The organism is Streptomyces sp. NBC_01261 (assembly GCF_036226385.1).
GTDB lineage: Bacteria > Actinomycetota > Actinomycetes > Streptomycetales > Streptomycetaceae > Streptomyces.
The window spans coordinates 2036180-2050966 of the sequence record NZ_CP108463.1 but is presented as its reverse complement, the minus strand read 5'-3'; the positions used below and the strand labels follow the sequence as shown (position 1 = coordinate 2050966).

The 14787-nt window shown below is 71.3% G+C and carries 16 protein-coding genes; 14 read left to right on the top strand and 2 right to left on the bottom strand.

All coding sequences use genetic code 11. The features are described 5' to 3' along the window. Positions 1–425: 425 nt before the first annotated feature. The 6 genes from OG226_RS09000 to OG226_RS08975 all read left to right on the top strand — a co-directional run bounded on the left by OG226_RS09000 (position 426) and on the right by OG226_RS08975 (position 5394). Entirely contained in the window at positions 426–2630 is a 2205-nt protein-coding gene (locus tag OG226_RS09000) for a sensor histidine kinase (RefSeq protein WP_329348530.1), read from the top strand. Positions 2631–2707: 77 nt separating this feature from the next. Continuing rightward, on the top strand, positions 2708–3142 hold the full coding sequence (locus OG226_RS08995) for a roadblock/LC7 domain-containing protein (RefSeq protein WP_019069670.1): 435 nt from the start codon (positions 2708–2710) through the stop codon (positions 3140–3142). Positions 3143–3144: 2 nt separating this feature from the next. Beyond that, entirely contained in the window at positions 3145–3516 is a 372-nt protein-coding gene (locus OG226_RS08990; RefSeq protein WP_033281763.1) for a DUF742 domain-containing protein, read from the top strand. Beyond that, positions 3494–4111 carry a GTP-binding protein gene (locus OG226_RS08985; RefSeq protein WP_328676189.1) on the top strand — a complete coding sequence of 206 codons (618 nt, stop codon included), beginning with the start codon at positions 3494–3496 and terminating at the stop codon, positions 4109–4111. Before OG226_RS08990 ends, OG226_RS08985 begins: the two co-directional genes overlap by 23 nt. Positions 4112–4171: 60 nt before the next feature. Next, entirely contained in the window at positions 4172–4762 is a 591-nt protein-coding gene (locus OG226_RS08980; RefSeq protein ID WP_328676188.1) for a GAF domain-containing protein, read from the top strand. A gap of 23 nt (positions 4763–4785) precedes the next feature. Then, positions 4786–5394 carry a TetR/AcrR family transcriptional regulator gene (locus OG226_RS08975; RefSeq protein WP_329348529.1) on the top strand — a complete coding sequence of 203 codons (609 nt, stop codon included), beginning with the start codon at positions 4786–4788 and terminating at the stop codon, positions 5392–5394. Here OG226_RS08975 and OG226_RS08970 read toward each other — a convergent pair whose 3' ends face one another. Then, on the bottom strand, positions 5395–6621 hold the full coding sequence (locus OG226_RS08970; RefSeq protein ID WP_329348528.1) for a YbfB/YjiJ family MFS transporter: 1227 nt from the start codon (positions 6619–6621) through the stop codon (positions 5395–5397). It lies immediately after the preceding gene. A 30-nt stretch (positions 6622–6651) separates the two neighbouring features. After that, positions 6652–6945: a muconolactone Delta-isomerase family protein gene (locus OG226_RS08965; protein WP_328686264.1), complete on the bottom strand. Its 294-nt coding sequence runs from the start codon at positions 6943–6945 to the stop codon at positions 6652–6654. Between the two features lie 141 nt (positions 6946–7086). Between OG226_RS08965 and OG226_RS08960 the strand changes: the two genes are divergently transcribed. The 8 genes from OG226_RS08960 (at position 7087) to OG226_RS08925 (ending at position 14780) form a co-directional block, all read left to right on the top strand. Beyond that, positions 7087–8007, top strand: coding sequence for a LysR family transcriptional regulator (locus tag OG226_RS08960; protein ID WP_328676186.1), 921 nt, complete (start codon positions 7087–7089; stop codon positions 8005–8007). Between the two features lie 173 nt (positions 8008–8180). Continuing rightward, the gene (locus OG226_RS08955; RefSeq protein ID WP_328676185.1) at positions 8181–8894 is read left to right on the top strand and encodes an SDR family NAD(P)-dependent oxidoreductase; all 714 of its coding nucleotides are present in this window, start codon (positions 8181–8183) and stop codon (positions 8892–8894) included. 28 nt (positions 8895–8922) lie between these two features. After that, on the top strand, positions 8923–9291 hold the full coding sequence (locus OG226_RS08950) for a YybH family protein (RefSeq protein WP_329348527.1): 369 nt from the start codon (positions 8923–8925) through the stop codon (positions 9289–9291). A 153-nt stretch (positions 9292–9444) separates the two neighbouring features. After that, on the top strand, positions 9445–10473 hold the full coding sequence (gene tdh / locus OG226_RS08945; RefSeq protein WP_328676183.1) for an L-threonine 3-dehydrogenase: 1029 nt from the start codon (positions 9445–9447) through the stop codon (positions 10471–10473). Between the two features lie 94 nt (positions 10474–10567). Continuing rightward, positions 10568–11761 (top strand): glycine C-acetyltransferase, encoded by a 1194-nt coding sequence (locus OG226_RS08940; protein ID WP_328676182.1) that lies wholly within the window; start codon positions 10568–10570, stop codon positions 11759–11761. A gap of 867 nt (positions 11762–12628) precedes the next feature. Next, a complete protein-coding gene (locus OG226_RS08935) occupies positions 12629–13531 on the top strand; it encodes a LysR family transcriptional regulator (RefSeq protein WP_328676181.1) in 903 nt (300 codons plus the stop codon). A gap of 35 nt (positions 13532–13566) precedes the next feature. Next, positions 13567–14154: a helix-turn-helix domain-containing protein gene (locus tag OG226_RS08930; protein ID WP_329348526.1), complete on the top strand. Its 588-nt coding sequence runs from the start codon at positions 13567–13569 to the stop codon at positions 14152–14154. A gap of 2 nt (positions 14155–14156) precedes the next feature. Continuing rightward, entirely contained in the window at positions 14157–14780 is a 624-nt protein-coding gene (locus OG226_RS08925) for a GNAT family N-acetyltransferase (protein WP_329353345.1), read from the top strand. Positions 14781–14787 lie beyond the last annotated feature (7 nt).

The following is a 14787-nucleotide window of genomic DNA, read 5'->3' as shown; positions in this document are numbered from 1 at the left end:
GACACGCTCCGTGATGTTCAGGGGTGCGGCAGAGGGTGGCCGGGCCCCCGGAAGCTGCCCCTGCGGCTCGGCCGCAGGGGCGTGAGAGGCGAATGTCAGGGGCCGGGGGGTATCGAACCCCCCGGCCCCTGACGTCTGTTCATGACCGGTTCCGATCAGGCGCGATCGATTCTTTGTCCTTCTTCGACGTGTGGTCGAGGGGGTTATCGGTCTGTCGTACGAGGCCTCATACCAGAGCGGGACGCCCCCCGGGGGAGTTTGTCAACTGCCCACCGCACCTGATGCGTTGACGACTACTGTGAGTGTCCGTCGGGCGACGCAGGGCCGGATTCTTCGGTTCTCTCGACCGGCACCGCGATGGCGTATGCCCGAATCGCGCACCCCGCGCGAACCAACCGGTCCGACGCACCAGTACGAGGACGCCGATGTCTCAACTCCGTGCACCGGCCGCACGCGCAGACCGCCGTGAGGGCGGCCGGCACGGGCGACCGGCCGCTCGCCCCGTGCCCGCACTGCCCGAGACGCACATACGCCCCCAACTCCTGCGCCTCGCCGTGCTGCCGCCCATCGCGGTCGCGCTGAGCGCCAGCGCGGCCGTCCTGTTCACCGTCCGCTCCACCGGAGCGCGGACCAGCCTCACCCTCTGGGGCGTCCTCGCCGGAGCCACCTCGGTGACGTTCGCGGGCATCCTGATCGCCGCCGTCGCCGCGGGCCGCGCCGCCGGTTCCGTCAGCGACCGCATCGGCGCCCTGCGCCGCGACAGCGCGCGCGGCGAGGCCGATCTGCGCGACCTGGTCGAGGCGCTGCGCCGAGGCGAGGGCCCGCCCCAGCGCAAGCCGCGGAGCAGGCCCCCCGGGGACGCCGACGACTTCGACCTGCTCGCCGCCGACCTGGCACACGCGCACGACGGCGCTGTCACCGCCGTCGTCGCGGCATCCCAGCTCTCCAGCCAGGCGGGCAGCGAACAGAAGGTCGAGGTCTTCGTCAACCTCGCCCGGCGCCTGCAGTCCCTCGTGCACCGCGAGATCTCCATCCTCGACGAACTGGAGAACGAGATCGAGGACCCCGACCTGCTCAAGGGCCTCTTCCACGTCGACCACCTCGCCACCCGCATCCGCCGCCACGCCGAGAACCTCGCCGTCCTCGGCGGCGCCGTCTCCCGCCGGCAGTGGAGCAACCCGGTCTCCATGACCGAGGTGCTGCGCTCCGCCATCGCCGAGGTCGAGCAGTACTCCCGCGTCAAACTCGTGCCGCCGATCGACGGCACCCTGCGCGGCCACGCCGTCGCCGACGTGATCCACCTGCTGGCCGAACTCGTCGAGAACGCCACGGTGTTCTCCGCCCCGCACACCCAAGTACTGCTCCGCGTCAACCTCGTGACCGCGGGCCTCGCCGTCGAGGTCGAGGACCGCGGACTCGGCATGCCCGCCGGCGAACAGAGCCGGATGAACGCCCTGCTCACCGACCCCGACCAGGTCAACGTCGCCAGCCTGCTGGCCGACGGCCGCATCGGCCTGTTCGTCGTCTCCCAACTCGCTCGCCGCCACGGCATCCACGTCCGCCTGCAGACCAACATCTACGGCGGGGTGCAGGCCGTACTCGTGGTCCCACAGGCCTTGTTGGGTACGGCGCCGGGCGCCCCCGGGGCCGTAGGACAGCCGCAGGACACCTTGGGCGGGGGGCAGCCGCTCGTGCCGCCGCAGGTGCAGGGTGGGACCGAGGGGGGTCGACTCGCCGTCGGGCAGGGTCTGTCGGCGCCGGCCGGGGCTCCCGGCGCGCCGGGGCGGCACCAGCGCGGGGCGGGGTCACCGGGGCGGCATCAGCGACGGGACTCCGTACCGTCCGCCGCGGCGGGGTCGAACGGCGGTGGACCGCTGCCCTTGCCCGTGCGCGGTGCCCACGCGGAACGGGCCAACCCCTTGGAAGCGGTGCCCGGTATCCGCCCCGACGACCGGGGGACCGTGGCCGAGAACGTGGCCGCAGCGCCGCTCACGCGCGGCGGAGCGGTACGCGGCACCATGGGCAAGCCGCCCCAACTGCCCCGGCGCCGCGCCCAGGAACACATCGCGCCCCAACTCCGCGACGGTCCCACCCCCCGCCACGACTCCGAACACCCCGTCGGCCACGACCCGGACCTGATGGCCGCCTTCCAACGGGGGATCGGCCTCGCGGAGGCGCAGCAGCACATGGAGGCGGCGGATGCGCTGGACGGGACGGCGCCGTTGGACGGAGCCGATGTGGCGTCACCGCACAGGGAGTCGGACCACACGGAGTTCCCGCACACGAGCGGGACCGACACGAACGGCGTCCACACCGGCGGTCTCTACGTGAACGCGCTCCACGCGGACCTGTCCGCCCCGGAACCGTCCCCCGTGGAGCACGAGCAATCCCACATGTCGGCAACACACATGGGCTCCGGCTACCTGGACACCGCACTCCATCGCTACACCGCACAGCCCACGACACCGGACACCGGGACGGACGCAGGCCCGGGTACGTACACCGGCACGGACCGCTTCACCCTCGCCCCCCACATGGAGGCGTCGCCCATAACCGATGCGCACGCGCATGTGCTCGGCCATGACCACGACCGCACCGCCCGGCACGACGGGAGCGCATCAGCCGGATGACCACGCAGGCCCCCACCCCCACTGGCACCCCCACCAGCGCTCCCGCAGACCTTCGTACCCCAAGGAGTCGATCCACCATGGCGAGCGATGCGCCGACCGGCCATGTATCCGATCTCGACTGGCTGATGAGCGGCCTCGTGCAGCGCGTGCCGCACACCACCAGCGCGGTCCTGCTCTCCTGCGACGGGCTGGTGAAGTCGGTTCACGGGCTCGACCCCGACAGCGCGGACCACATGGCAGCCCTGGCCTCCGGGCTGTACTCCCTCGGCCGGAGCGCGGGCGTCCGCTTCGGTGACGGCGGAGACGTCCGGCAGGTCGTCGTCGAACTCGACTCGACGCTGCTCTTCGTCACCACGGCCGGCTCCGGCACCTGTCTCGCCGTGCTCGCGGGCCGCGAGGCCGACGCCGCCGTCCTCGGCTACGAGATGGCGATGCTGGTCAAGAGCGTCCGTCCCTACCTCGTGACCGCCCCCCGGCAGCACGCCGTCGAATCACCTGCGATGAGGCCTTGAGCGTGGCGACGGCCGGCGACGGGCCTTGGTTGGACGACGCGGCCGGACGTCTAGTGCGCCCCTTCACGGTCAGCAACGGCCGTACCCGGCCCTCCGTCGCACTCGACCTCCTGTCGCAGGTGATGGCCACCGGCGCCACCCCCCTCGGCTACCTCGGACCCGAGCACGCGCAGGCCCTCGACCTGTGCCGCGCGCCCGTCTCGGTCGCCGAGGTCGCCGCCCACCTGAAGCTGCCGGCCGCGGTCACCAAGGTGCTGCTGTCGGACCTCGTCGACTGCGGGGCGCTGACCACCAAGCCACCCGAGTTCCACCACAACCCCACTGACCGGTCTCTTCTGGAGGCAGTGCTCGATGGACTACGACGACAGCTCTGACTACGAGAGCGGCCACGACCCCTTCCCCACCGCACTGAAGATCCTGGTGGCGGGCGGCTTCGGCGTCGGCAAGACGACCTTCGTCGGCGCGGTGAGCGAGATCGCGCCGCTCAGCACCGAGGAGCTGCTCACCACGGTCAGCGCCGCGACCGACGATCTCGAAGGCATCGAGAACAAGGTCGAGACGACCGTGGCGATGGACTTCGGCCGGATCACCCTCGACCCGGAACACGTGCTCTACCTGTTCGGTACGCCCGGACAGGAGCGCTTCTGGTTCATGTGGGACGAGCTGTCCGAGGGCGCCCTCGGCGCGGTCATCCTCGCCGACACCCGACGCCTTGAGGAGTGCTTCGCGGCCGTCGACTTCTTCGAACAGCGCGGCCTCGGCTTCATCGTCGCGATCAACGAGTTCGACGGCTCCTACCGCTACGACCCCGAGGAGGTGCGTGCCGCCATAGACCTCGACCCCGGGATCCCGGTCGTCCGCTGCGACGCGCGGATCTCCAGTTCCGGTGTCCAGACCCTGCTGACCCTCGTACGCCATCTCATCACCCACGCCCCGGCACACGCGCCGAGCCATGGTGCCCACATGTGATCCCCGCACACCGCCACGGAGTTCCTCTATGTCATACGTCCACACGGACGGAGTTCGCCCATGAGCTACGACCCGCCGCGTCCGGCCGGTCGTCTGCTGCTCACGCCCGAGGACAAGGAGGCCCCACAACGGCGGCGCCGACTGCGCGGTATGGGCCTCGGGTCGCACCCGGACCCGGCGCTCGACGCTTTCGCGGACCATCTCGCCGACCTGACCGGCGCGCCGTACGCCATGGTCAACTTCATCGACGAGAACCGGCAGTTCTTCGCCGGTCTGCACACTCCGGGCGGGGTGGGACTGCCCAGACCCGTCTCGGGAGGGGAGCACGCCAAGCCCGAGGTGGGCCGGCAGTTGGCGCGTGACTATGGGTTCTGCCCCCATGTGGTGGTCCGACGCAAGGCGCTGGTGCTGGAGGACGTCTGCGACTATCCGCGGTTCGCGGGCAATCCGGTCGTCGACGAGTTCGGCATCCGCTCCTATCTGGGGGCGCCGCTCATCGACTCCACGGGGATGGTGCTGGGCACGGTGTGTGTCGTCGACACGGAGCCGCGACCGTGGGGGAAGCCGGGTCTGGAGACGATCAAGTCGACGGCGGCGGAGCTGGTGGCCCGCCTCGAACTGCTCGGCGGCGGACAGGCGGACAGTCGCTAGCCGACCGGTCGTATAGTTGTCGTATGGGTAGGACCAGTGATGCCGGAGAGAAGATCCTCGCCGCCGGGCGGTCGCTCTTCGAGGCGCGCGGTTACTCGGCGCTGGGGGTGGCCGAGATCTGCAAGGCGGCCGGAGTGCCGAAGGGCAGCTTCTACTACTTCTACGCGTCGAAGGAGGCCCTCGCGCTGGCCGTCGTCGACGAACACTGGGCGGACCAGCGCCGGGAGTGGACACGCATCCTGAGCGGGGAGACCGGCGGTGCTCAACCGCTGGACCGGCTGCGGCGGTTGTTCGAGGAGACCGAGGCCGGGCAGCACGCCGTGCAGCAGGGCTGCGGCACCGTGCTGGGCTGTCTGTTCGGCAACCTCAGCCTGGAGATGAGCAACCAGACGGAGGCCGTTCGCGCACGGCTGCAGGAGATCTTCGACGCCCAGGTCGAGATGGTCGCCGTGGTCATCGGCGAGGCGCGCGAGCGCGGGGACGTCACCGTCGACGACCCCCGGGAGGCGGCGCGTTCGGTCGTCGCGCAGTTGGAGGGCCAGGTGATGTTCGCGAAGCTCTACAACAACACCGGGCGCCTGAGCCCCCTTTGGGCCAACTGCCTCGCTCTGCTCGGGGCCCGTACCGCCTGATCAGCGACCGGCGGCGCGTATCTCCTCGGCGGGTGCGGAGTGTCGGGGCGCCACCGCTTGACGGCGCGGGAAACCGAGCCGCAGGACCGCCGCGGCCACGGCCGCGGCGAGGACCACCCCGGCGGCCAGGAGCAGGGCCGGGCGGTAGCCGTGGTGCAGGAGGGGGGCTACGGCGAGGGGGCCGAGGATCTGACCGACGGAGTAGCCGGCGGTCAACAGGGCCACCGAGCGCGGGAATCGCAACTCCGCGCCGGTTGCCAGCGCGAGCGTGCTGACGCCGATGAAGGTGGCGCCGAACAGCACCGCGCCGACCAGGGCCGCCGCGACCCCGCCGACCAGCGCGGGCAGGGCGATGCCGACCGCCTGGATCACCAGCGCCACGCCCAGCAGCCCGGGCCGCGACCAACGGCGCCCGAGCCGCGCCCAGAGTGCGGAGGACGGTACGGCGGCCAGCCCGACGAGCACCCACGCGCCGCTGCCGATCCAGCCCGGGGAACTCTGGCCGATCGCGGCGACCAGGAAGGTCCCGGCGACGATGTAGCCGACGCCCTCCAGGGTGTAGCCGGCGAACAGGGCGCCGAACCAGGGGTCAACTGTTGTGTCAGGGTTGCCGGTTGAGGGTTTCGGCGGGACCTCGGGCCGTAGATTCCACGCGGCGGTCGCGAGCGCTGCGGCGAGCGCGGCCGAGGACCACCACGCGGCCTGCCAGTCCGCGACGGAGCGCAGGGCGAGGATCAGCAGGCCGGAGAGCGCGATGCCCGCGCCGACGCCGCCGAAGCCCCAGCCGGGGAGGTGGGGCGGCTGCTCCCGCAGATGTCCGAGGAGCGAGCTGACCGCGACCACGAAGATCAGCGCGCTCGCCACCCCCGCCGGCAGGCGCAGCGCGATCCATGCCGTGGTGCTGTGGGTGGCGGGCATCGCGGCCAGCGTGCCGATCAGCACGACGAATGAGCCGCGCAGGACCGCACGGGAGCGGACCAGGGCGGGGAGCAGGGTGCCGGCGAGGGCGCCGAGGAGGTAGCCGACGTAGTTGGCGGTGGCCAGGTGGGCGCCGGCCTCGGTGGAGAGCCCCGCCCGGGAGTGCATCAGCGGGAGGATCGGCGTGTAGACGAAGCGGCCGACGCCCATGCCCGCGGCGAGGGCGGCGGCGACCCGCACGACGTGCGGCCAGGGGGACAGGAGGGTGCCCTCCGCCCGGGGTGCGGGCACCGGGGCGTAGCGGCTCATGGCTGTGAAATCCCTTGCGGCCAGGGTGAGTTACTCCGTACAGCCCGGGTCGTTCGGGTGCGGTTCCAGCGGGGTGACGGCGAAGGTCATCCACGCGTGCAGCGGCAGCGTGCCGAGCACCTTCGCGTGGAGGTCCTCCTCGTCGGCGGCGCGCCAGACGCCGATGCTGCGCAGTTCCCCGACCGGGCGCCACAGCCGGGCCAGACGGCCGGTCGCGGCCAGTTCGCGGGCGCGGACGGCCTCGGCGGCGCGGCGACGGTCGACCTCCTCCTGAGGGGTGCCCTCGGGGATCGTGGTGGTGATCTCGACCAGGAACTCTCGCAGCATGATCTCGCTCCGTTCGGGCCCGCCCGGCGGGGCTTCGGGACGCCGGACTTCCATGACCTCATGGTGGCCCGTGACCGGCCCGGGCGCCACGACGGGCTCGCTCCCTGGTGAGAGGTCCGGCCTCCCAGCCCGCGTAGCATGACGGGCGTGGAGCTGCGCCAACTGAGGTACTTCGTCGCCGTCGCCGAGGAGCTGAACTTCGGCCGGGCCGCCGACCGCCTCCTGATCGCCGGCCCCTCCCTCTCCCAGCAGATCAAGGCCCTCGAACGCGACCTGGGCGTACGGCTCTTCGACCGCGACCGCCGCTCGGTCGCCCTCACCCCGGCCGGCGCCGCCCTGCTTCCGCACACCCGTGCCCTGCTGGAGCGCGCCGACGACCTCCGGCGCCGGGCCGGGCGGCTCGCGGGCTCGGAGGCGGTGCGGCTCGGCTACGTCAACTGGCTGCCCGCGGACCTGACTTCACGCACCGCCGGGGTGGCCCAGGTACACGTCGACGCATGGGTCGCGCCCTCGCACACGCAGGCCGCCCGGGTCGCGGACGGCAGCCTGGACCTCGCCGTGTGCTGGGTGCGGGACGAGGACCTGAAACGGCACGGGCTGCGGGCCCGGCTGCTCGGCGCGGACCGGCTGTACGCGGTGTCCCCGGGCACCGACACCGGTGATGTGCAGGCCAGGGACACCGTTCTCCTCCTCGACGACGACACCAGTTCCTGGTCGTCGTGGAACGTCTACGCCGAGCAGCTCGCGCGCGACACCGGGGCCCGCGCCGTGCCGATCTCCGACGGTGGGATCACCGGCCCCGCGTTCTTCGACCACGTCCGCCGCAGTCGTCGCCCGGTCGTCAACTCGCCCAAGGGGCAGACCACTTCACTGCCGTCCGACCTGGTGCGCCGCGAGATCGTCGGGCCGACGGTCCACTGGACCTGGTCGCTGGTGTGGCGCGAGGGTGAGACGCGGACGGCGGTGCTCGCCACCGTGGACGCGCTCTGCGACGGCGTCGGTGACCTCGGGCTGCGCGCCCCCGACGCGTGGCTGCCCGAGGGCGATCCGCACCGCTGACGTGGACTGGGAGGCCAGGCCTCCCAGTAGCGAGGATTCCGGTCCTGGGGAAACCCCGACCGACCTTTGCCTTCACCTCCCCGGGTCACCTACTTTCTCTCATAGGCGACCGGTCGGCTAGTAAGAATCGGTCGACCGGAAACACCTCGGCAACTATTTCGGAGAAGGTCGTCATGAGCTCTCAGATCCAGAAGGTCGCGATCGTCACCGGTGCCTCGCAGGGCATCGGAGCCGGCGTCGTCGACGCCTACCGCAAGCTCGGCTACGCCGTCGTCGCCACCTCGCGCACCATCGCCCCGGCCGACGACGCGGACGTGCTGACCGTCCAGGGCGACATCGCGGACCCGGCGACCGCCGAGCGGGTCGTCGCCGCCGCGATCGAGCGGTTCGGCCGTGTCGACACGCTGGTCAACAACGCGGGCGTGTTCGTGGCCAAGCCGTTCACCGACTACACGGCCGACGACTACGCGTCCGTGATCGGCATCAACATGACCGGGTTCTTCCGTATCACCCAGCTGGCCATCGGGCACATGCTCGCCCAGGGCGGCGGCCACATCGTCAACGTCACCACCAGCCTGGTCGACAACGCGGACGCCCGGGTCCCCTCCGCCCTCGCCTCGCTGACCAAGGGCGGACTGCAGTCCGCGACGAAGTCCCTCGCCATCGAGTACGCCACCCGCGGCATCCGTGCCAACGCCGTGTCGCCGGGCACCATCAAGACCCCGATGCACCCGGAGGAGACCCACACCGGCCTCGCCGGACTGCACCCGGTCGGCCGGATGGGCGAGGTGAGCGACATCGTCGACGCCGTGGTGTTCTTGGAGAACGCGCCCTTCGTCACCGGCGAGATCCTGCATGTCGACGGTGGTATGAGCGCCGGTCACTGAGACCGGTCACGGAGAGAGGTCGACGGAGATGAACAGCACGAACGACGACGAACTCGTCCTGCGTGGTGTCCTGGCCCCTTGGAAGGCGGCCGTGGACGCCCATGAACCGGAGGAAGTGGCCCGGCTCTTCACCGAGGACGCGATCTTCCAGGGGTTGCACCCCTACAGCGTCGGACGGCAGGGCGTCGCCGAGTACTACGACTCCCAACCCCTCGGCATGACAGCCGAGTTCGAGATCCTCGAAACCAGAAGGCTCGCCGACGACCTCGTACTCGGTTATCTGGACACGGAGTTCACGTTCACCGACCGGTCGCCGGTCGACGTCAAGCTCGCCGTGCTGGTGAAGCGGCTGGCGGACGGCTGGTACATCACCCACTACCAGGTGTCGCGGCTCTGACAGCTGTGAAGGAAAGCTGCGGCACGGCTTAAGAAAACCTCGATGGACCCGGGCGCTCCGGTGGGGCAGATTGCTAACAGAATCCACCCCACCCCCGGAACGGGCTCGTTCGACGTGCCCGCGCCCGGGACCTCACCCTCAGGAGCCGTTGCGTTGAAGGCGCTGGTCAAGGAGAAGGCGGAGCCCGGGCTGTGGCTCACGGACGTGCCCGAGCCCGCCGTCGGACCCGGCGACGTACTGATCAAGGTCCTGCGGACCGGGATCTGCGGCACCGACCTGCACATCCGGAACTGGGACGGCTGGGCTCGGCAGACGATCAGTACGCCGCTGGTGCTCGGCCACGAGTTCGTGGGCGAGGTCGTCGGGACCGGCCGGGACGTCGCCGACATCGCGGTCGGTGAACTGGTCAGCGGTGAGGGCCACTTGGTGTGCGGCAAGTGCCGCAACTGTCTCGCCGGGCGCCGCCACCTGTGCCGGGCCACGGTCGGGCTCGGCGTCGGACGGGACGGGGCCTTCGCGGAGTACGTCGCGCTGCCCGCCGCCAACGTGTGGGTGCACCGCGTCCCGGTCGACCTCGATGTCGCCGCGATCTTCGACCCGTTCGGCAACGCCGTGCACACCGCACTGTCCTTCCCGCTCGTCGGCGAGGACGTCCTGATCACCGGTGCGGGTCCGATCGGCTTGATGGCGGCGGCAGTTGCACGGCACGCGGGTGCGCGGAACGTCGTAGTGACGGATGTGAGCGAGGAACGCCTCGCCCTCGCCCGCAAGATAGGCGTGAGCCTCGCCCTGAACGTGACGGACGCTCAGATCGTCGACGGCCAGCGGGAGTTGGGACTCCGTGAGGGCTTCGACATCGGCCTGGAGATGTCCGGCCGCCCCGAGGCCATGCGCGACATGATCGCCAACATGACGCACGGCGGCCGTATCGCCATGCTCGGACTGCCCGCCGAGGAGTTCCCGGTCGACTGGTCCCGCGTCGTCACCTCGATGCTCACCATCAAGGGCATCTACGGCCGCGAGATGTTCGAGACGTGGTACGCGATGTCGGTCCTGCTGGAGGGCGGCTTGGACCTCGCGCCCGTGATCACCGGCCGGTACGGCTACCGCGACTTCGAGGCGGCGTTCGCGGACGCGGCGAGCGGCAAGGGCGGCAAGGTCATCCTGGACTGGACCGCGTGACTCCCTAGGGGCGCGTAACTCCCTTTGGGACCGAGCAACTCCCTGTCGGACCGAGTAACTCCCCCTCGGTGAAGGAACTTTAGGAGCTTCCCCCATGTTCGACTCCGTGCGCGACGACCTCCGCGCCACCCTCGACGAGATCCGCGCCGCCGGACTCCACAAGCCCGAGCGCGTGATCGGCTCACCGCAGTCCGCGACCGTGAACGTCACCGGGGGCGGGCGCCCCGGCGAGGTCCTCAACTTCTGCGCCAACAACTACCTCGGCCTCGCCGACCACCCCGAGGTCGTCGCCGCCGCGCACGCGGCCCTCGACCGCTGGGGCTACGGCATGGCGTCCGTGCGCTTCATCTGCGGAACCCAGGAGGTCCACAAGGAACTTGAGGCCCGGCTGGCCACGTTCCTCGGCCAGGAGGACACGATCCTCTACTCCTCCTGCTTCGACGCCAACGGCGGTGTCTTCGAAACCCTGTTGGGCCCGGAGGACGCGGTCATCTCCGACGCCCTCAACCACGCCTCGATCATCGACGGCATCCGCCTCTCCAAGGCCCGCCGCCTGCGTTACGCCAACCGCGACATGGCCGATCTGGAACGGCAGTTGAAGGAGGCGTCGGGTGCGCGCAGGAAGCTGATCGTCACCGACGGCGTCTTCTCCATGGACGGTTACGTCGCCCCGTTGCGCGAGATCTGCGACCTTGCCGACCGCTACGACGCGATGGTCATGGTGGACGACTCCCACGCCGTCGGCTTCGTCGGCCCCGGCGGCCGGGGCACCCCCGAACTGCACGGCGTCATGGACCGCGTCGACATCATCACCGGCACCCTCGGCAAGGCCCTGGGTGGTGCCTCCGGCGGCTACGTCGCCGCCCGCGCGGAGATCGTCGCCCTGCTCCGCCAGCGCTCCCGGCCGTACCTCTTCTCGAACACCCTGGCTCCGGTGATCGCGGCGGCGTCGCTCAAGGTGCTCGACCTGCTGGAGTCGGCGGACGATCTGCGCGTCCAACTCGCCGAGAACACCGCGTTGTTCCGCCGGAGGATGACCGAGGAGGGCTTCGACATCCTCGCCGGTGACCATGCGATCGCACCCGTGATGATCGGCGACGCGACGGTGGCGGGGCGGATGGCGGAGCTGTTGCTGGAGCGGGGGGTGTATGTCATCGGCTTCTCGTATCCGGTGGTGCCGCAGGGGCAGGCTCGGATTCGGGTGCAGTTGTCGGCTGCGCACTCTACGGAGGATGTGAATCGGGCGGTGGACGCGTTTGTCGCTGCGCGGGCTGAGCTGGAGGGGTGAGCTGCGGGGGGTGAGGTTGAGGGCGGGGCTCGGGGGCTGTGTCGGAGGCCCGGGGTGGGTTGGACGGCGGGGGCCGGGGCGGAGCCGAAGGGCTGTGAGGCGGGGGCTGTGGCTGTGGGCGGTGCTCGGGTCGGAGCGTGTGGTCGGCGGGCTGAAGCTGAGTGGCGTGGCGGAGGACCGAGGCTGGGGTCGGGCGGAGGTCGGGGTCGAGGGCGGAGCTGGCGGGCTGAGGTGGAGGGTCGTGGTGGAGGGCTGAGGCCGAGAGCGGAACTGGAAGCCAGGGTCGGAAGGCGGGGCTGGAGGGTGGGGGCCAGCGTCGGAAGGCGGGGCTTGGGACTGCGGCGGAGAGTGGACCCGGGCGGTTGAGCCGGCGGCCGGAGTTGGTGGGCTGAGCGGCGGAGGCTGAGGGCGGAGCGGGTGGCCGGAGCTGGAGGGCTGATCCGATCGACTCGGACCCCGCCCCGCACCCGGTTCCGGAACCCAAGCTGTGCCCGGTCCCGGACTCCGACCCACACTCCGACCCGGACCGGCCCCCGACCCCAACCTCGCCCGAGACCCCGGCCCGGACTCGGACCCTGACTCGCACTCGGGGACTCCGCCCCGCACTCCGACCCGGTCCCGGTCCCGGTGCCTGACGCGGACCGGGCCCCGGGATCCGACTCGGGCCCCGACCTCGCCCGAGACCCCGGCCCCGCACCCGGGCCCCGCCCCCGCACCCCGCCCCCGCCCCGCACTCGGTCCCGGACCAGGCCCAACGGTTCGACCCCGACCTCGCCAGGGACCTCGACCTTGCCCCGGAACCCGACCCGGCCCCAGGGCCGCCCCGTGTTCGCCCGGCCCCTCGGACATATTGCGATAATCGGTCCCATGATCGAAGCGCGGCGGCTCCATATCCTCCGTGCGGTGGCCGACCACCGCACCGTGACGGCGGCGGCCGCCGCGTTGTATCTCACGCCCTCGGCGGTCTCGCAGCAGCTTGCCGCGCTGGAGCAGGAAACCGGGCACCGGCTGGTCGAGCGTGGTGCCAAGGGGGTGCGGCTGACTCCGGCCGGTGAGATTCTGCTCAGTCATACCAACGTGGTCCTGGCTCAGCTGGAGCGGGCCGAGGCGGAGCTCGCCGCGTACAGTTCGGGCGCGGCCGGCACGGTCACCGTCGCCGCGTTCGCGACCGGTATCGCACAGGTCGTAGCGCCTGCGGTGACCCGGCTCTCCCACCTCGCGCCCGGTATCCGCATCCGGGTCCAGGATGCCGAGGGCGACGCCAGTCTGCCCATGGTGCTGGACCGGCAGGTGGATGTCGCGGTCGCCGTCGAGTACCGCGGCGCGCCGCCCGCCGACGACCCGCGCCTGACCCATCTCCCGCTCTACGCCGAGCCGTTCGACGCGGTCGTGCCGGTCACCCACCGCCTCGCCGACGCCGATGAAGTTCCCCTCGCCGAGTTGGCCAAGGACTCGTGGATCGGTCCCTACCCCGGCAACCCCTGCCACGAGGTCGTCGTCCTGGCCTGCGAGAACGCCGGATTCCAGCCCCGCCTCGAACACTCCTCCGACGACTTCCGCGCCGTGGTCGCCCTCGCCTCGGCCGACGCGGGTGTGGCCCTCGTCCCCCGCTCGGCGCTCCGCGGCATGGACCTGACCGGAGTCGTCGTCCGGCCCGTCGACGGAGTCGCCCCGACCCGCCGGGTCTTCGCCGCCGTACGGCGCGGCACGGAGGAGCACCCGCTGATCCGCCCGGTACTGGACGCATTGGAAGAAGTGGCTCGGACGTAACCTCGTCGTCTCATATTCGGGATACCGTCCCGAATATGAGATCTGAGGAAACGGTCGCGACGACCACCGACCCGGTGGACATCCGACTCGGCGCCCGGCTCGCCGAACTGCGCGCCCAACACGGCTGGTCCCTGGGGGAGTTGGCGGAACGCACCGGGGTGAGCCGGTCGACCCTGTCCCGTGCCGAACGCGCCGAGATCAGCCCCACCGCCTCGCTCCTCAACCGCCTGTGCGGCGTCTACGGCCGCACCATGTCCCAACTCCTCAGCGAGGTGGAGGCCGAACCCGCCCCGCTGGTCCGCGCCGCCGAGCAACCCGTGTGGGAGGACCGGGCCTCCGGTTTCGTACGACGATCCGTGTCGCCCCCGCACACCGGGCTGCGCGGCGAACTCGTCGAGGGGCGCCTCCGCGCGGGCGCCGACCTCGCCTACGACCGGCCGCCCGTGCCCGGCCTGGAACAGCACATCTGGGTGCTGGAGGGCGCCCTCGACGTGACGGCCCAGGACACCGAGCACCATCTGGACGCCGGTGACTGTCTGCGGTTGCGGGTGTGGGGGCCGACGCGGTTCCGGTGCGCGGGGCCTGACGACGTGCGCTACGTACTGGCGGTGGTGTTGCCGTGACGATGGAGATGGAGATGGAGATGGAGATGAAGGTGACGGTGCGGGTTCTGGACGCGTCTCAACTGCTCGCCGCCGTCGATGAGTTGGCGGACCTGCTCACCGACACCGTGGACGACGGCGCCTCCATCGGGTTCCTCGCCCCGCTCGGCCGAACGGCGGCCGTCGACTGGTGGCGAGAGCGAGCCGACGGTGTGACCGCCGGTCAACTCGCCGTGTGGGTGGCGCTGAGCGGCGACCGGGTCGTCGGCACGGTGAGCCTGGCCTTCCCCGGCAGGCCCAACAGCCGTCACCGTGCCGAGTTGGTCAAGCTGATGGTGCACAGGGAGGCCAGGGGATCGGGGCTCGGCCGTCGGCTTCTGACCGTCGCCGAGGACGCGGCCATCGCCGCCGGCATCACCCTCCTCCACCTCGACACCGAGACCGACAGCCCCGCCGAGCACCTGTACCGCTCGGCAGGCTGGACCCGGGCCGGCGTGATCCCGGACTACGCGGCGAGCCCGACCGGGGTCCTGCGGCCGACGGCGCTCTACTACAAGCGCGTGGGGGAGGGGAGAGCGGCGCGCGTCCGGTCGGATGCGGAGGCGGGCGCCGAGGCGGACTTGGGGGCGGGCACTCTCACCAGGTGATTGTCAG